The sequence below is a fragment of the Mesorhizobium qingshengii genome, assembly GCF_027563465.1.
GTDB lineage: Bacteria > Pseudomonadota > Alphaproteobacteria > Rhizobiales > Rhizobiaceae > Mesorhizobium > Mesorhizobium qingshengii_A.
Window position 1 is genome coordinate 72,810 of record NZ_JAPFQA010000009.1, and the last position, 17,745, is coordinate 90,554.

The 17,745-nt window shown below is 60.4% G+C and carries 16 protein-coding genes and 1 tRNA gene; 9 read left to right on the plus strand and 8 right to left on the minus strand.

Annotation, left to right across the window (positions count from 1 at the left end; all coding sequences use genetic code 11):
- Window positions 1–109: 109 nt before the first annotated feature.
- From OOJ09_RS20085 to OOJ09_RS32060, 3 genes are all read left to right on the plus strand, one after another.
- Entirely contained in the window at window positions 110–568 is a 459-nt protein-coding gene (locus tag OOJ09_RS20085; RefSeq protein ID WP_269906855.1) for a phasin, read from the plus strand.
- 348 nt (window positions 569–916) lie between these two features.
- Window positions 917–993: transfer RNA gene (locus OOJ09_RS20090), tRNA-His, on the plus strand.
- A gap of 84 nt (window positions 994–1,077) precedes the next feature.
- Window positions 1,078–1,377 (plus strand): LysR substrate-binding domain-containing protein, encoded by a 300-nt coding sequence (locus OOJ09_RS32060; protein WP_420107527.1) that lies wholly within the window; start codon window positions 1,078–1,080, stop codon window positions 1,375–1,377.
- Between the two features lie 62 nt (window positions 1,378–1,439).
- Here the strand turns inward: OOJ09_RS32060 and OOJ09_RS20095 are convergent, their stop codons facing one another.
- The 7 genes from OOJ09_RS20095 to OOJ09_RS20125 form a co-directional block, all read right to left on the minus strand.
- A complete protein-coding gene (locus OOJ09_RS20095; protein WP_269906856.1) occupies window positions 1,440–3,077 on the minus strand; it encodes an acyl-CoA synthetase in 1,638 nt (545 codons plus the stop codon).
- The gene (locus OOJ09_RS20100) at window positions 3,074–4,243 is read right to left on the minus strand and encodes an acetyl-CoA acetyltransferase (RefSeq protein ID WP_269906857.1); all 1,170 of its coding nucleotides are present in this window, start codon (window positions 4,241–4,243) and stop codon (window positions 3,074–3,076) included. The genes OOJ09_RS20095 and OOJ09_RS20100 overlap by 4 nt, the downstream gene beginning before the upstream one ends.
- A gap of 24 nt (window positions 4,244–4,267) precedes the next feature.
- On the minus strand, window positions 4,268–5,629 hold the full coding sequence (locus OOJ09_RS20105) for an aspartate aminotransferase family protein (RefSeq protein ID WP_269906858.1): 1,362 nt from the start codon (window positions 5,627–5,629) through the stop codon (window positions 4,268–4,270).
- Window positions 5,630–5,661: 32 nt separating this feature from the next.
- On the minus strand, window positions 5,662–6,309 hold the full coding sequence (locus OOJ09_RS20110) for a TetR/AcrR family transcriptional regulator (protein WP_269906859.1): 648 nt from the start codon (window positions 6,307–6,309) through the stop codon (window positions 5,662–5,664).
- 126 nt (window positions 6,310–6,435) lie between these two features.
- Window positions 6,436–7,296 carry an ATP-binding cassette domain-containing protein gene (locus tag OOJ09_RS20115; RefSeq protein WP_269906860.1) on the minus strand — a complete coding sequence of 287 codons (861 nt, stop codon included), beginning with the start codon at window positions 7,294–7,296 and terminating at the stop codon, window positions 6,436–6,438.
- On the minus strand, window positions 7,271–8,221 hold the full coding sequence (locus tag OOJ09_RS20120) for an ABC transporter permease (RefSeq protein ID WP_269906861.1): 951 nt from the start codon (window positions 8,219–8,221) through the stop codon (window positions 7,271–7,273). Before OOJ09_RS20120 ends, OOJ09_RS20115 begins: the two co-directional genes overlap by 26 nt.
- Before the next feature lie 9 nt (window positions 8,222–8,230).
- A complete protein-coding gene (locus OOJ09_RS20125) occupies window positions 8,231–9,190 on the minus strand; it encodes an ABC transporter substrate-binding protein (protein ID WP_269906862.1) in 960 nt (319 codons plus the stop codon).
- 390 nt (window positions 9,191–9,580) lie between these two features.
- On the opposite strand from OOJ09_RS20125, the gene OOJ09_RS20130 reads away from it, so the two are divergent.
- Together OOJ09_RS20130 and OOJ09_RS20135 are read left to right on the plus strand one after the other, a co-directional pair.
- A complete protein-coding gene (locus tag OOJ09_RS20130) occupies window positions 9,581–10,330 on the plus strand; it encodes a class II aldolase/adducin family protein (protein WP_269906863.1) in 750 nt (249 codons plus the stop codon).
- A 59-nt stretch (window positions 10,331–10,389) separates the two neighbouring features.
- Window positions 10,390–11,097, plus strand: coding sequence for a GntR family transcriptional regulator (locus OOJ09_RS20135; RefSeq protein ID WP_269906864.1), 708 nt, complete (start codon window positions 10,390–10,392; stop codon window positions 11,095–11,097).
- Between the two features lie 362 nt (window positions 11,098–11,459).
- On the opposite strand, the gene OOJ09_RS20140 is transcribed toward OOJ09_RS20135, so the two are convergent.
- Entirely contained in the window at window positions 11,460–12,401 is a 942-nt protein-coding gene (locus OOJ09_RS20140) for a LysR family transcriptional regulator (RefSeq protein WP_269906865.1), read from the minus strand.
- Between the two features lie 193 nt (window positions 12,402–12,594).
- Here OOJ09_RS20140 and OOJ09_RS20145 point away from each other — a divergent pair, with 193 nt between their 5' ends.
- The 4 genes from OOJ09_RS20145 to OOJ09_RS20160 all read left to right on the plus strand — a co-directional run bounded on the left by OOJ09_RS20145 (window position 12,595) and on the right by OOJ09_RS20160 (window position 17,688).
- Window positions 12,595–13,332, plus strand: coding sequence for an SDR family oxidoreductase (locus tag OOJ09_RS20145; RefSeq protein ID WP_269906866.1), 738 nt, complete (start codon window positions 12,595–12,597; stop codon window positions 13,330–13,332).
- Window positions 13,333–13,379: 47 nt separating this feature from the next.
- Window positions 13,380–13,832: a VOC family protein gene (locus tag OOJ09_RS20150; RefSeq protein WP_269906867.1), complete on the plus strand. Its 453-nt coding sequence runs from the start codon at window positions 13,380–13,382 to the stop codon at window positions 13,830–13,832.
- A 442-nt stretch (window positions 13,833–14,274) separates the two neighbouring features.
- Entirely contained in the window at window positions 14,275–16,302 is a 2,028-nt protein-coding gene (locus OOJ09_RS20155) for an alpha-ketoacid dehydrogenase subunit alpha/beta (RefSeq protein WP_269906868.1), read from the plus strand.
- A 36-nt stretch (window positions 16,303–16,338) separates the two neighbouring features.
- Complete coding sequence (locus OOJ09_RS20160) at window positions 16,339–17,688, plus strand: pyruvate dehydrogenase complex dihydrolipoamide acetyltransferase (protein WP_269906869.1); 1,350 nt, start codon at window positions 16,339–16,341, stop codon at window positions 17,686–17,688.
- Window positions 17,689–17,745: the final 57 nt, after the last annotated feature.

Genomic DNA, 17,745 nt, shown 5'->3' on the forward strand with positions numbered 1-17,745 from the left:
GTGCACTGCAACAAAGATATTGCAATGCACAAAAATTGCCTTTATATTGCCATCATACATGAACGAGACGGCTTTCTGTCAAAGCCGCTGCCGCTGAAAAGGATGGAAAATGTCCAGGACCAAGACCGCCGAGACCATCGAAAACGTTGAATTCCCGAGCTTCGACGCTTCCAAGGCCACCGACCAGATCCGCGCTTTCGCCGAAAAGGGCGTTGAGCAGTCGAAAGAGGCCTATGCCAAGCTGAAGACCGGTGCCGAAGAGACCCAGAAGGCTCTGGAGTCGAGCTACGAGACCGCCAAGACCGTTTCCAACGATCTGTCGCTCAAGACCATTTCCGCCCTGCGCGCCAATGCCGAGGCCGGCTTCTCGCATCTCGAAGCCCTGATCGGCGCCAAGTCGCTGTCGGAAGTCGTAGAACTGCAGACCGCGTTCCTGCGCAAGCGCGTCGAGATGACCGTCGAGCAGGCCAAGGACTTCCAGACCGTTGCCAGCAAGGCGGCCGAGGATGTCTCCAAGCCGATCAAGACAGCCTTCGAGAAGGCGATGAAGGAAATCAAGGTTGCCTAATATTTGCGCATGACCGGAAGATGCAACAAAAGGTCGCATTTTCTTAAAAACGGTCAGGTGTATGAAGGTAGCCATCAAGGAATACCCGGCGAGTGGAACCTCCTCCCTCTGCTCCCCGGGGTGACCAGCCAGCACCTCCTCCCGCTGGCTCGTAACAGGAAAAGGCCGGCACCTCCTCCCGCCGGCCTTTTTCTTTGTCCGACGAAAAGTCGACGGCGTTGTGGGGAAGCGACCTTTGCCGAGCAAAAGTCTTGAATTAAGATCCATTAGCCCGTAAGGACGCATCGCCGAACGACAGAGCGGATCACGGAGAGCGAACTTTGCACCTTGGTCTGGCTCGGCAAACGTGCCGTTGTAGCTCAGATGGTTAGAGCGCCGGATTGTGGATCCGGAGGTCGCTGGTTCGATCCCAGCCAACGGTACCATTGGCTGATTCCGTAAATCATTGATTTAATTTGAGAATGTCGCGCAAAATGCTCGAAGGAGCGCGACTCCTTCACGACGCCGCGATGCAGGCGTGGGAAGATTGGTTCACCTTAGCCGGATTTCGACCTTCGCGTGTTACCCATGGTCCGGTTTGTCCAGACTTCAATTTCCTTTTCACCGCGGTCTTGGCAGGCCAATGGCGTAGCGCTCTGCCCGGTCGAGGTTTTCCGCCAGGAATAGAACATGGCGACCTCATCGTTCTGTCCGACATCGCGTCTCTCACAAACGAGGGCTATTATATCGTCACACCAGGACGACGGATTCCCACAGTCTCCAATTTTCTAAAGTGGTGTCTGGAGCGCGTGTCGACACGGGCCAGGTGACGATCCGAAATTCGGACGCGCGCGCGAGGGCTCACCACGCCTGCTGAGGCGGACATTCGATCCTATGGCTTAGGCTCCCCGCCTTCCCTTGTGCCTCCACTCGAGGGCGGCAGTGCCGCGGAATCGACCAAGAGTCTGTTCCTGATCAGGCCCTTCGCAACTTTGCCATAACCCGACTTCGGCAATTCCGACCAGAATTCGTATCGCTTTGGCAGCTTATAGCGCGCGATTTTTCCGTCGAGCCATTCGCCGAGTTGCTGGACACTCATCCGTCCGCCTTCCGCGAATACGCACACTGCGACACCAATTTCTCCCCAGAGCGGATCGGGCACGCCGACCACCGCAACCTCCCGAATGTCAGGGTGCGCCAGCAGCTTCTCCTCGATTTCCCTTGGATAGATGTTCGAGCCGCCGGAAATATACATGTCTGACGCCCGGCCGGTAATATAGAGGAAACCGTCGCGGTCGAGATGGCCTATATCGCCGGTCCTGAACCAGCCATCGCGGAACGCATTTTCGTTTGCCTCCGGATTGTTGTAATAACCCGCGAATACTGCGGGGCCGACCACGCATATCTCACCTGTCTGTCCGGCCGGCAGTTCGACGCCTTCTGGGGTCATGATGCAGATCTGCATTCCAGTGCGTGCAAATCCGCAGGTGCCGCTCCGGGCCTCCAAGGGGCCGTCCGGCATATGCTGGCTCGGGGGCAGGACAGTGATGTTGCCGGTGACCTCACCCAGGCCGTAGTACTGAACGAGTACCGGCCCGAGCTTCTGCAGCGCGGCCGTCTGGTCGACGCGATACATTGGCGCGCCGGCATAGATGACGTAGCGAAGGCTGGAATGATCGTACCGGTCGACCGCCGGATGTTCGATCATCATCTTCAGAATAGTGGGTACCGTGAATAGGTTCGAAATACGCCAGGTCTGAACCAGCGACCAAGCTTCCTCGATGTCGAGACGGTCAGAGGAAAGCAGCACCGTCGCCGCGCCGCGCGCCACCTGCGTCAGTTGATGAACGCCGGCGCCATGCGACAACGGCGCCGCGACCAGGGAGGCGTCCGCTTCCGTGGTGCCCGGCATCAGGTCGCAAAGATGGTTGTTGACTACGAAAGTCATCTGGCCGTGAGTCAGAACAGCTGCCTTCGGCCGACCCGTGGTGCCGGACGTGAACAGGAACCAGCACGGATCATCGCGCTCGACGGCTGCCACCTCGACGCGTTGGCCCATATGGTCGTCAGCAAGCGCGTCGAAGTCAGGCCCGAACGATGCTGCGCCAATCGAAATCCAGAAGCGGATGGCCACCACACTCTCACAGGCCGCCTGATGATCCGGAAAATCCGCCGAGCAGATCATGCCGATGGCGCCGCTCACCTCAGCCTGGTATGCGACTTCTTCAGGGGTCTGTCGGAAGTTGGTTGGCACCCAGACCGCGCCAAGGCGAAAGCAGGCGAACATCGATTCGAACATCTGGTTGCAGTTCTTGGACTGAACAAGGATTCGGTCGCCTTTCTGCACCCCGAACCGGGTCTTCAGCGCATAAGCGATGGCGCAGATGCGGCGATTGAGTTCGGCCCAGGTCCACGTTCTTTCGCCCCAGATGAAGGCGATTCGGCCGGCATGCCGATCCGCTGCCTGGTCAACGAAGCCGGCCAGGTTCATGACGCGAAGTGATTTCGGCACCATCGGGCCATGGGTCATTTCACCCGCTCCAGGATCGATGCGTAGTTGGTCACGGCTGCGCCGCCCATGTTGAACACGCCAGCGATTTCGGCGCCACCGACTTGCATGCCGCCGGCTTCGCCCACAAGCTGCATGGCCGCCATGATGTGCATAGACACCCCGGTGGCCCCGAGCGGGTGTCCGCGCGCTTTCAGGCCGCCGGACGGGTTGACGGGAAGTCGGCCGGATCTATGAGCGGTGCCCTCCCGGACGATCCGCCATCCTTGCCCCTGCTCGGCAAGGCCCATCGCTTCATATTCTATGAGTTCGGCGATGGTGAAACAGTCATGCGTCTCGATGAGGTCGATGTCGGCAAGCCCAAGCTTCGCATCGGCGAGCGCTTTCGCCCATGCCCGCCGCGCGCCCGCGAATTCGGTCGGATCGCGCCTGCTCAGCGCCATGTGGTCGTTGGCATGGCTGCGGCTCCGGAAGCCGACTGCGCGGCGCAGGCTGGCGGCAGTTTGATCATCGGCGATGACCAGCGCAGCCGCTCCGTCGGACACCGGCGAACAGTCGGTACGCCGCAGCGGAGGGGCAACCAGCGGGTTGCGCTCCGAGACTTTGTTGCAGAAATCGAAGCCGAGGTCAGTGCGCATATGCGCATAAGGATTGTCCAGCGCATTGCGGTGGTTCTTTGCGGCGATGTGCGCGAGCTCTTCTGACCTGTCCCCGTAGCGACGAAAGTAGCCCTTGGCGATCTGCGCGAAGACGCCGGCAAATCCGGCCTCGGTCTCCGCTTCTTCTTTCCGGTAACACCCCGACAACAGGATATTGCCAATGTCCCTGGCGGGAAGGGCGGTCATCTTTTCCGCGCCGACAATCAGTGCGATGCGTCCACGGCCGGCTTCGACGAAATCCAGGGCGGCGTAAACAGCTGCACTGCCGGTCGCGCACGCATTTTCGTGTCGCGTGGCTGGCACTGCACAAAGCTCGGGGGTTCCCATGCCGACCAGCGCGGCCTGGAAATCTTGACGCGAGAACCCGTTGTTGTAGACGCCGACGAAAATTGCGTCGACGTCGCTTGCTGAAACGCCGGCGTGGTCAAGTGCGGGAATGGCGACCTCGGCCATCAGTGCCTCGGTGTCCGGCGCAGCGCTCCTGCCGAAAGGGGAGTGATGCCAGCCGACAATCTGCGCTTTACGCATTGCGGATAGGGCCCCGATTGACGCTCATGCGGTCGCTTTCAACGCAGTGCCGGCAGCCTCGCGCTCGAATTCGTGCAAGCCTGCCTCGAATGATGTGAGCATTTCCTCGATCTCCGCCTCGTTGATGGTAAGCGGCGGGCATATCATCAACCATTCTCCGAAAGAGCCGCCTGCGGTGCGGCGGGAAAACAGGAGCAGGCCATGATCCCGGCACAGCATCCCGATGCGCTCGGCCGCGCGCATTGCCGCCGGGAAAGGTTCCTTCGAGGAATTGTCGGCAACGATCTCGACCGCCATGTGCAGGCCTAGCCCGCGTACATCTCCGATTATGGTGGACCGCCCCTTCATTGCTTCGAGCCGTGCCTTGATGATTGCGCCAAGGCTGGTAGCCCTTGCCATCAGACCGTCGTCCTCCACGACACGCAGGACCATATCGGACGCTGCGCAACTAACGGGATTGGCGGAATAGGTATGGCCATGCTTGAAGCCGCCGGCACGCCGAACGTCGGAAACCATGTCGGCCGACGCCAGCACCGCGCCAAGCGGCGCATACGATCCGCTAACGCCCTTCGCCAGCGTGACGATATCGGGCCGGCAATCCGGCCAATGATGCCCGGCGAGAAATTTGCCTGTACGTCCTGCGCCGCTCATGATTTCATCATAGATGAGCATGACACCGTAGCGGTCGCAGACTTGGCGGACACGCGTCGAGTAGCTTGCGGGGGAGACAAGCGCGCCGGTGGAGACGCCGCCGACAGGCTCGATCATGAACGCGAGGACCGTCTCCGGCCCCTCGCGCAGGATCGTGTCCTCGAGCTGGCTCAGGCAGCGGTCGACGACATCTTCCGCAGTCTCGCCGGCAGGACGGCGGTAGATCATAGGAACGTCGACCTTCGGCATGTCGACGAACATCGGTCTGTAGGCGGCCGCATAGTCGGGGTCGCCGGTAATCCCCAGCAGGGCGGTTGTGGCACCGTGGTAGGAAGGGATGCGGCTGACGATCTTGTATCGTGAGTCCTGGCCCCGCGACACGGCGACTTGCCTGGCTAACTTGATCGCCGCCTCGTTGGCCTCGGAGCCACCGGAAACGAAGAATGCGGCGCCGTAGCCCCAGTCGCTCATGCGTTCCAGGCGGGCGGCAAGCCGTTCGTTGGGATCGTTGTCCCAGCGCATGCTGTGGGCATAGATGATCTTGCCCATCTGGTCGCGCATCGCGTCCAGAACACGGGGATGCGCGTGGCCCACATTGACGGATATGGCTCCCGACGAGCCGTCAAGCAGGCGTCGCCCGGTGCTGTCCCAGATATACACACCCTCGCCCCGAACAACTTTGGGGAACTCGACGGTTCCGTGCGGCGTGATGAAGTGTTGGTAGCGGAGGGTCATTGGACGCCTTTTCTGAAAGATCGGTTAGCCGGTCAGCGCACGGCCGGCGGCGGTGGGGCGGCCAGCAGTTTCGGGTCGGGGTCCATTCCGAACAGCATGCGATGGCGCGCGAAGGCAAGCCACTCGGCGACCACCTCGTCGTTCGATGGATCGCCGGGGAACTCCGGACCGAAAATCTCATCGATATAGATGCGTGTCATGATTTCGTCGGCGAAAGCGGTCGTCGCATGACCGACGAAGCTGTTGAAGCCTTGGGGCATTGGGCCCGGATCGTGCTTCCTGGCGATTGCCGAAAGCGCGTCCGCCCACGACGCTGTAAGCCCGAGCCACACGGCATTGGCCGCGTCGTCCTGGCGTTTCATCTGGAACAATGAGCGGAAGAGCTTCCTGCGCCGTCGGAATGTGCGGACGATCTCGACGAAAGTGGCTTTCATACCGGTGTAGAGATCTGGAAGTGTTCCACCTTCCGGCATTGCAGGGGCAATGTCCACGGCGGCGAATTCGGAAAAGACTTCCAGTGCGAGATCGCGCGTACCGTTGAAATGCACATAGAACGTTCCCACGGCAACGCCCGCCCGGCCTGTGACGGCCGCGATGGTCAGTGACGACAGATCATCTTCGGACAGGATTTCCAGCGCGGCGAGCTTCAATGCAGCTCGCGTGCGCGCGGCACGGCGCAATCCGCGCTCTCCATTGACGGCGGCCTTCAATTCGGTCGCCAGGCGGTCGCCAAGAGGAATCCGCTCAAGAGCCGAATCGTCGGCTTGAGTTGATTGGCTTCGGGGGGTGGCTGAGGGGCTCATCGATCAAACCGCAAGCAATGTGCGATCCGGCAACGCCTCGCCAACGAGGTGTTCGAAGCGGCTGGCCAGTTCGGTGAAACCGATCGCGTTCTTTTCGTCTCCCGACAGGTCCATGACGATCCGCCCGCGGTGCATCATCAGCACACGATCGGAATGTTTGAGCGCGTGGCTCAGATCGTGGGTTACCATAACAGTGGTGATGGACTGCGCGCGAACGATGTCTTCGGTAACCTCGGCGACGACCTTCGCGCGTTTCGGATCAAGCGCGGAGACATGCTCGTCCAGCAGCAGCAATCTCGGATTTCGGACGGCCGCCATGGCTACGGCGACTGCTTGCCGCTGCCCACCCGAAAGGGTTCCGGCCGCTTCCGAAAGGCGGCTTTCGATCCCCATTCCAAATTTGGCCAGCGCTTGTGTGGCCGCGTGTCGCACCGCGTCGCGGTCGTAGCGACGCAGCCCGAACGCCCGTTCTCGTCCCATGATCGCCAATGCGAAGTTCTCCTCGATACTCAGCGCGGAGAGCACGTTGTGCTCGGGGTTCTGACGCACAAGCGCGATCTTGTCGGCGCGCTTCCAAGACGGCTGTTCGCCGACGTCCTGATGGTCGAGTTGCAGCACCCCCTCATCGAGCAACAGCGTGCCCATGAGGATTGAAAGTAGCGTGGATTTACCTGCGCCATTGGACCCAATGAGCGCCACGCAACTGCTTTCCTCAACGTCGAGATCGATCGAGTCGAGCGCCGTCAGAACCTCCTTTTTGCCCAGCCCCACAAATCGTTTCGTTGCACCGCGCAGACGGACAGCCGATAGGGAAGGGTGCATTCCTGCAGCGCTGGAATCAGAAGAGTGGTGCAACACGATCATTCTCCAGGAACTGCATATGCTTGCGCCGGCGAGCCTGCCAGCCGACAAAACTCGTGACGGTGAAGATGCCCTTGCCGTGGATGCGGGCGGCGACGAACGCAAACACCAAGATGGCGGTGATGAGCTTGACCGCGTTGGGTGGTATGCCCATGCGCAGGCTGAGCGCGACGATGCATCGATAGATCACGACGCCGGCAACCACCGACAGGACGCCAGCGGCTATGCGGTCACTGCGCATCACGCTCATTCCTATCGTTAAGGCGGCCAGACCGACCACGATGACGCCGCCCTGGATCGAGACATCCATGAATCCCTGGCTCTGCGCCACGAGAGCGCCTGACGCGGCTGCGAGGGCGTTCGCGAGCATCAGTCCGATCACCTGATGCATTTCAGTGCGAATGCCCATGCTTCGGGCGGTCTGGATGTTGAGCCCGGTGACCCTGGTGGCCAGCCCGAAACCCGTTCCCAGCAGCCAGGTCAGGAACAGGCCGAAGAGCAGCGTCACGACACCGCCGACAAGAATCGTCGCGGCCTGGTTGCCGAGCGGAATTGCCTCGGCCCAGACAAACAATGTCTCGGCGCGGACGAGCGAAATGTTGCCCGTCCCCATCACGATGATGGAGACGGACCAGGCTGCCGTTGTCATGAGGATCCCGGCGAGCAGCACATTCATCTGTAGTACGACATGCAAGATCGCCGTCGTCAGACCGGCTAGGGCTCCCGCGCACATTCCAAGCAGCAGGGCGCTGACAGGGTCGAGCCCGAGTACCAGGCCAGTCGCCGACGCGGCTCCGCCAAGTCCGAAAGACCCTTCGAGCGTCAGATCGGGCAGGCTAAGCACGTTGATCGCAAGATAGACACCGAGCGCCAACGGACCATACAGAAGCCCGATCTGGAGGCCGAGAAACAGAACGTCGCGAATCATCTGCTTCCCTCAATAAACATGAACCGCTGAAGACAGCATATCAGCTGGAATGGTCAGCCCGAGTTCACCTGCCGCGGTCTTGTTTACTTCGAAACCCGCGATCTTTGGAAACACGACAGGCATCGTTGCGGGATCGGCGCCCTTCAGAACTTTGACTATGAGGTCCGACGCGATAATTCCGACGTTTTCGTAACTGTAGCTTCCCGCCAGCAGGGCGCCGCCCTTGACGCCGTCGGAAGTGCATCCAAAAACCGGCAATTTGGCATCCTTCGCCACCTTGAGGGCGCCAGCCACGCCGGAGAGCGTCGTCGTATCGCAAGGCAACCCGATTGCCTGGACACGCCCGACAAGGGATTGCGCGGCCTGCGTTGTCTCTCCGGCATTGGCTATGCCGGCAACCACATACTTAAGGCCCTTGGCCTCGATATGAGCCTTCTCCTTGGCAGCGAGCGGATCGCCCCCCGGGTCGCCGACCTTGTAGATCAAGCCGATGGTTTCGATCGAGGGAAGTATACGGACCATACCATCGACTTCTGCTTCGACGGGCAGCGGATCTGAGACGCCGGTCATATTGCCGCCGGGATTGTCCAGTGAGGCTACGAGGCCGGCTTCGAGAGGGGTCGACACCGCGACGAAGACGACCGGAACAGTTTTGGTGGCTTGCTGTATGGATTGGGCCGCCGCTGTACCGATGGCGACAATGACATCGCACCCGCCGCCGGCAAACTGCTGAGCGATCGTCTGCTGGGTCGCGGCATCGGCCTCGGGGTTCTGGATGTTCTGATTGATTTTCTCGCCGCCGACCTTCGTGAACCCGGCGCTCATGCCCCTCAATATGTCGTCGATCACCGCTGCCGAAGCGAAGCGGTTTACACAGACCGTCTTGCCCGAAAGGGCTGCGTCTTCGGCTTGCGCCGCATTGGCGGACAAAAGCGCCACGCCGATTGATGCTGTCAGAGCTAACTTCATTACGGTTCCCCTATTGTAGATTGCTCTTTTCATCCAAAAATGAACATGAATTCATATTCGGAAAGAGTCAAGCCATACAGACTCTCGATCCTTGTTTTGCCCGCTTTGTCGCGAAGCAACTGGGCATCGAATTACCCCTGCGTGAACTTGACATCCAAACATAGCAGATCGTATACCATCTGCAATAAGTTAATTGCGAAAGGAATCGCGGCGATCGGCTTGGCACCCGCGGGCGTCTCTGAGGAGGGAGCCAGATACATTCGGTCATCGGCCGAACTGGCCCGCCGAATCCGTCCGCCGGACGCCGACAACCGTCATTTCGCGCGTCTTGCGGCGCGCGGCAACATGAACGTCTCGTCCTAGCCACATCAAGACTATGAGAGTTGAGAAATGGACCTGCATTCCAACGACACCGGGCTTCTCCAAGCCCGAATTGACCTGGCGGCCCTGCATCGAATAGCGCACACTCATCAATGGAACGAATCGGTCGTGAACCACATGACCTTCATGGTTCCGGGTCGTTCCGATCAGTATTTGATCATCCCCTATGGCCTTCACTGGGATGAAGTCAAAGCGTCCGACTTCTTGATCGTCGATATGGAAGGCAAGATCGTAAGTGGGACGGGCGAGGCCGAAGTCTCGGCTATTTCACTGCATGGCCCGATGCATCGACGACTGCCCCAGGCGCGGTGCGTTCTACACACGCACCAGCCCAACCTCACTGCACTAACGGCGCTGCGTGACCAAAGGCTGCTGATGGTACATCAGGACGCCACGCTGTTCCACGGCATCGTCGCCTATGTTGAAACTTATGGAGATCTGCCTCTCGACGGCACGGCTGGCGAGATGGTGGCGGACGCCATGAACGAAGCGTTTGTCCTCCTGATGGCCAATCACGGTCCGATGGTCGTCGGCCACACGATCGCGCAAACTTTCCAAACGCTCTACTATCTTGATCGCATAGCCGCCGTTCAGCTAAAGGCCATGTCAACTGGTCGCGAGATTCAGGAGATCGGCGATGATCTGGCTGCAAAAATGGCTCCGATCGTTCGAGATGTCTATCTCGGCAGGGAAGCTCAACTCCATTTCGACGCCCGGAAACGTCTGCTGGATCGCGAGGGTGCCGACTATGCTACCTGACGCGGACAGGCCTCGTGGCGGTATAGAGTATCCGAGGCCGCATCCGAGGAGCGCGCTTTATGGCTGATAGCGTGTCAGCGCGAATGCAGGCGCTGACAACCGTCGTTCTGGTTGATCAGGTCGTCGATTCAATCGTGCAGGCTGCCGCCGAAGGCCGCTTTCTTCCTGGTGACCGGCTAAAGGAGGCGGAGATTGGGAGGGAGCTGAATGTCAGCCGCGTTCCAGTTAGAGAAGCGTTGCTCGTCCTCGAGAGCCACAAACTAGCGGTAAGCGCGCCCTACAAGGGCATGCGACTCGTTGAATTTGATGATCGGCAGCTCCGCAACATAGCATCGGTTCGGGCAAGTCTGGAATTATTGGCGCTCTCGGAGGTTCTGGATCGCTCATCCAAGGACGGCACGGTGCTTGATGGCGTCAGGCTGGCTGTTCAAAAAATGGGGCAGGCGGCCCAAGCCGGCGAGAGCTTTGCCGTTGCACGTCATGACATGGAGTTCCATCGACAGCTTTGCCTTGCCTCCGGTAACGAGGTCCTGTCGCAATTGTGGGAGTCGCTGTCGCTGCGTCTGATGGTCGTCCTCGGACTGTGTATCAGGGATATGGACCTGATGGCTCTTCATAGGAGCCATGTCGAGCTTCTCGACCTGTTTGCCAGCGGGGATCGCGTGAAGGCGAAAGCGGCCCTGCGCGCGCATATCGTCGAAGATCTGATGAACGTAGATTATCAAGTCATAGTGGATCGCTTGCGTGCCCGCAGGACTTCCCGTTAGCTGCTGGCTGCGCAACGCGGTTCGCTGGGCAACTCGGCGCGATGTCGGCCATATGGGCCAACTGAGGAATGTTCGAGCTGGTTTAGTCGGCGGCTATAGATGGCGCCGGTTTCTTCCGGACTTTTTACCGCATAATCCTCCCGCTCTCGAAAGCGGTTTGGCCACACCCGCCGAAGAGCCGCTCGTCATGCATCGTTTCGGCGAACTAGCCGTCAAGCTCTGGGCAGCCGAGGAACTGCTCGGCCGGGCGGGCAGGACGCTCAACGCAGCCGAACGGAAGCTCGAGACAGCGGCCGCGTCAATTTGGCGATTCGATCCCCACGAGCATGGATGCAGAGCGGAGGCGGGTCCGCAACCACTAGTCAGTTTATGAGTTTGCTGCCTAAATCCAATGAAGCGGTTTTCCAGGTTCCGTCCTCTGTCAGTGCGCGGGCATCCTCTGCGATCATCTCTATGAGCTTTTTCGTCGCCGTCGACATGGCGCGTTCGCGCGAAACTGCGGTTACCCAGCCCCATCTGGCATTTCGAATAGGTGCTGCGGATACCTCGTTGCGTTGGAGCAGTTCATGGACACCGCTGTAAGGGAGTACGCAGTAACCCGTGCCGTATTTCGTAAGGCTGGTCATCAACGAGTTGGTGTCGACTTCCAACTTTGGCTCAGACACGCGGCCGGCTCGCACCAGGATTTCATCCACAGCACGACGCAAGCCGTTGGGAAAGGGCGTCAGGATCAGGTTGTGCCCTGTAAGGGATTTTGCGGACACCGGCCGGGACAGATCCAGACCAACGTCCAGAGGGGCGATCAAAAGCAGGCTTTCGGTGACGAGCGGCATCTTTGTGAGAGCAGTGAAAGACTCCCTGTCGGAAAGAAGAGCCACGTCAGCGCCATCATTTACGATCGATTCCCGCACCATCATCGAGGTGTTCTCGGTTACGTGCACGCGCACGTCTGGATAAGTGCGGCGATATCGCGCGACCACCCGAGCGGTCAGCAGTCCGCTTAGCGAATTCGATGCCGCCAGCCGCACGGTTCCGACCGGCTCGTCGGCGGACGACATGATTTCGCTCTTGATCCTGCCGACGCTGGCAAGAAGGACACGTGTCCTCTCGACCAGCCGCTGGCCTGTTTCCGTAAGGACGACCCCGCGTGCCTTGCGTTTGAACAGCCTGGTTCCGAGTTCCTGTTCAAGAAGCCTGATCTGTCGGCTGAGTGCCGGCTGCGACACGTGAGCCCGCATGGCGGCGTGTGTGATGTTGAGAGTGTTCGCAACGTGCAGGAAATACTCGAGTTGCCGAACGTCCACGATTCTTCTCCTGTCTGGAAGCCTCTTCAGCCATACACAAATCTAATGGCTGCTATGTGGCTTTTGTCTTAGTGTTGATATCTGTCGCGCGCTAGTAATGCCTCCGATACCAAAACGCCACAATGCATCGCGCAGTCGTTAGGCTGGCAGCAGTTAGCGGCGAAAGCCATGGGAGGGGCCTTTGGGACGTGATTTGAGCGGCCAAACCGCCGTGGTGACCGGCGGCTCGCAAGGGCTCGGCCTGGCAATTGCGCAAAGATTGTTGGCCGATGGCGCCAACCTCAGCCTCTGGGACGTCGAGGAGGAAAATCTCCATCGCGCCGTGAGCGCGCTCGGCGACAGCAAACGCATACACACCTCGGTCGTCGACGTGTCTTCCGAAAAGCTGGTCGAAGCGGCGCGAGACGCGACGGTCGACCGGTTCGGAACCGTGTCCATCCTTGTCAACAACGCCGGCGTGTCAGGCCCTCACGCGCAAGCATGGGACCTGTCGCTATCCGACTGGCAACGGGTCATCGACGTCAACATGACCGGTGTCTTTCTCTGCTGCCGCGCCATCACGCCTACCATGCTAGCGAGCGGTTACGGCCGCATCATCAACATAGCCTCGGTCGCCGGCAAGGAAGCAAGCCCGTCAATCAGCGCCTACGCCGCGTCGAAGGCCGGCGTCATCGGGTTCACCAAGACGCTCGGGCGTGAATTGTCGGGGACGAAGATCACCGTCAACTGCGTCACGCCCGCTGCCATCAAAACGGCGATTTTCGACAGATGGCCAGCCGACTATGTCGCCACGCTGCTGGCGAAGATACCGATGGGCCGGTTCGGAATGCCAGATGAACTGGCCGCGCTTGTTGCCTGGATCGCCTCGCCCGAAGCGTCCTTCAGTACCGGTGCAACATTCGATCTCTCCGGCGGCCGTTCCGATTACTGAGTTGATGACCGGCTTGCCGTCATGAGCTCTTGGAAGAGGGGTTGGACATGCAACACGAGATAACCGCTACGAACCATACGAGCTTCACGGTCGCCGACCTCGGCAGGGCGATCGCACTCTTCCGCGACGGTTTGGGCTTCACCTTGACGTCGCGGGCCGGGCGCGATCCCGCATCCATCCAAACGATAACCGGAGTTGATGGCGCCGAAGTCGAGATAGCCTATCTCCACAGGCCCGACCAGACCGTCGAACTGATCGAGTACAGCGCTCCCGCCAATCGGGTCACCGTGCACGCACGGCCCTGCGATGTCGGGTTTGCGCATATCGCCTTCGATGTTCGCGACATCGACTCCGTCATCACGCACCTCGCCGTGTTCGGCGCTGTCCCGATCTCGCCCCCTTACGTCAACAAGACGGGAGGACCGAATGCGGGCGTTCGCGTCTCCTACCTGCGCACTCCCGACAAGATCACCATCGAACTGATCGAGAGGCCTGCCTGACGAGAAAAGCCTCGCGGCACCAGGCAAAGCCCGGCAAATCGCGCGGGTTGGTGCGACTGGGTTGGCTGCTTGATCGGTATTGCAAAGCATGGCCAGGCACACCGGAAGGGAATGATTTCTCGATATGGGTAGAGTGGACAATGACGAGACAATCCATAACCAAAAGGCATTTCTGCCATATGCTATTTGTGTTTGTTTTGAGATCCCTATCGTGGAAGTCTCCGATCAAGGCATCCGATGAAATGACAAAGAGATGCCGGAATCGGGAAGAACGCCAATCGCATCGCGCGTGCAGAGACCGAGGCTTCTCCAGCCGGGCGGCACTGCGTATGGCAGTGGATGGGGCATGATGAAAAATAAAAATACTGAATCAGTTCAGGCCGTCGGTCTCCGCCGCGAGATTGGCAAAACGAGAGCCAAGGCTCCGAGCAAGCCGAAGGGCGTGGCCGCCAATGATGGCGCACCCTATCCGCTGGCGACGCGCAATGCGCCGAAGCTCGATGATGCCGAACTGAAGCAGCTTCTCAAAACGATGCTGGTCATCCGCTCCTTCGAGACAACCACGAGCGCGCTGTTCCAGAGCGGTCTCGTGAAGGGCACGGCGCATTCGTCGGTTGGACAAGAGGCGGTCGCGGCGGGAGGCGGTTATCCATTGCTACGCAGCGACTTCATCGCCACGCATCATCGCGGACACGGCCACTGCATTGCCAAGGGCGCCGATGTTTCCCGCATGATGGCCGAGCTTCTTGGTCGCCGCGATGGCATCTGTGGCGGCCTCGGTGGCTCCATGCACATCGCCGACATCGGTCTTAACATCATCGGTGCCAACGGCATCGTCGGCGCCAGCATGGGCCTCGGTGTCGGCGCGGCCCTGGCGGCCAAGCAGCGCAAGTCAACCGACGCAGGCATCGCCATCTTCGGGGACGGTGGTGCCAACGAAGGCATTTTCCACGAGGCACTCAACATGGCGGCGCTCTGGAAGCTGCCCATCGTCTTCCTGTGCGAGAATAACCAATACGGACTTTCGACGTCATTCGCGGAGGCGACGGCCGGTGGTTCGATCTCCGCGCGTGCCGCGGGCTATGGCGTGCCGGGCGAAACGATCGACGGCAACGACGTGGTCGCAGTCTATGCCGCTGTCGACGAAGCCATCGCCCGCGCCCGTGCCGGTGAAGGGCCGACGCTGATCGAAGCCATAACCTATAGGCATGGCGACCATTCGATGCGGGCGAATCTTCCTGGTTATCGCGAAGACGAGGAAGTCGAGCGATGGAAGGCGATGGACCCAATCACGCGTTGCGCCAAGCTGATGAAGGATCGGGGTGCGCTGACGGACGCCGAATTTGCCGACATGGTGGCAGAAGCCGAAGCAACGATTAATGCGGCCGTCGAGTTCGCCAAGAACTCGCCGGAGCCCGATCTCGACATGCTCATGCCCGCCGTATCGGCTCCCTCGAACTCGGCGAATGCGATCGAGCCGGCGCCGGGCACGCGCGAACTCACCTATCTCGAAGCGCTCAAGGAAGCGATGGCGCAGGAGATGGAGCGCGATGAAAGCGTCTTCGTCATCGGCGAGGACGTTGGCCATATCGGCGGCACGTTCGGCGTAACGCGGGGGCTGTTCCAGCGCTTCGGCAAGGATAGGCTCATCAACACGCCGATATCGGAGATGGCAATCGCCGGCGCCGCGGTCGGTTCGGCGATCTGCGGGCGCAGGCCGATCGCCGAAATACAGATCTTCGACTTCGTTACCTTCATGATGGACATGATCGTCAATCAGGCGGCGAAATTGCGCTACATGCTGGGTGGAACGCCAACTGTTCCGGTGGTGTTTCGCGGCCCGCAGGGCGGCGGTATCCGGCTCGCCGCGCAGCACTCGCAATCACTGGAAGCGTGGTTCGCTCACGTGCCCGGCCTGATCGTGGTGGCGCCGTCGACACCCTACGACGCCAAAGGGCTTCTGATCTCGTCGATCCGTGACGACAATCCGGTCATGTTCCTGGAACACAAGCTTCTCTATCTCGGCCAGACAGCACCGGTTCCAGAAGCGCCCTATCAAATTCCAATCGGCAAGGCTGACATCAAGCGTGCCGGCACCGATGTCACGGTCATCGCGACGCAAGTGATGGTCGAGCGCGCCTTGTCCGCGGCTGAGGTTCTGGCGCGCGAAAACATTTCCGTCGAGGTGATCGATCCGCGCACCTTGCGCCCCCTCGACATGGATTGCTTCATCAACAGTGTGAAGAAGACGCATCGATGCGTCGTGGTGCACGAGGCCTGGCGAACGGGAGGACTTGGTGGCGAGATTGCGGCGCAGATCAACGAGCTTGCCTTCGATTGGCTAGACGCCCCGGTCGAGCGCCTCGGCGCGATGGAAGTGCCGATGCCCTACAATGATAAACTCGAACGTGCGGTCATTCCCAGCCAGAACGCGATCGCCGATGCGATCCGTCGCGTCTGTTACCGTTGAGATGAGACAGGCAACGCCAGGAAAACCGGGGCTCTGATGCCGATCGACATAGTGATGCCAGCGCTTTCGCCGACGATGGAGAAGGGTAACCTGATCCAGTGGCTGAAGGCCGTCGGCGATCCGGTACGTTCCGGCGACGTACTCGCCGAAATAGAGACGGACAAGGCCACGATGGAGGTCGAGGCTGCGGCAGACGGCGTTCTGTCGCGAATTCTCGTCGCGGCGGGCACCCAGGATGTGCCGGTCAGCCAGATCATAGGTTCGATGACCACCGAGGATGACGCCCGCCCGGAGAGTCCGGATCCCCGTCAGGTGGAAATGCCAACCGCAGCTGCTTCAGCCCCTGTTCCAACACCGACGGTCGCCCGGCAAGCGCTGGCGGCCCCACCACTGGCCGAGCCGTCGCCCATGGCCAATGGTAATGACGCCGGCCGTGTCTTTGCCTCCCCGATCGCACGCCGACTGATGTCAGAGGCCGGCCTCGATGCAGAGTCGATTACCGGCACGGGGCCGCATGGCCGGATTCTCGAACGGGACGTGGGTGCCGCTCTGGCCGCCCGCGAGGTCGACGCAAAAGCGAATCGAGAAGCAGCAGCCCAAACGCAGATGCCGGGTCTCCCGGCCACGGCGCCGGTGGCAGAGGCGACCGGCGACGACAGGATCAAGGCGTTGTTCGAGGCCGGCAGTTTCGTGGAGGTTCCCCACGATTCCATACGGCTGACGATTGCGCGTCGTTTGTCCGAATCCAAGCGGACGGTGCCGCATTTCTATCTGTCCGCCGATTGCATGATCGATCCACTGTTGTCGCTGCGGCAGCAGTTCAACGAGGCGGCGCCTTCGGGGCGCGACGGCGAGCGCGCCTACCGCCTGTCGGTGAACGATTTCGTGGTGCGGGCGTTGGCGCTGGCGCTTCATCAGGTTCCCGATGCCAACGTGTCGTTCTCAGAAGCCGCGCTGCTGCAACATCGCCATGCCGACATAGGTGTCGCTGTCGCTATCGCGGGCGGCTTGATGACGCCGATCGTGCGGCGCGCGGAAACGAAGAGCCTCGCCACCATCTCGAATGAGATCAAGGAGCTTGCCGCCCGCGCCAAGGCCCGCAGGCTCAAGCCGGAAGAATATCAAGGCGGCACGGCGAGTGTTTCGAACCTGGGCATGTACGGGGTCAGGAACTTCGCCGCGATCGTCAATCCGCCCCAGGCATCGATCCTGGCGGTGGGCGCCGGGGAGCAGCGCGTGGTCATTCGCGACGGCATGCCGGCGGTGGGCACGGTGATGACAGTGACGCTGTCAGTCGACCATCGCGCCATCGATGGGGCAACGGGCGCAGAGTTGCTCTCCGCGTTCAAGGTATTGATCGAACAACCGATGACCATGCTTGTATAGAGACATGGCTAACGTTTCACACGTCAAGAGGCAGCGGCCAATGACAGAGGTAGTCGC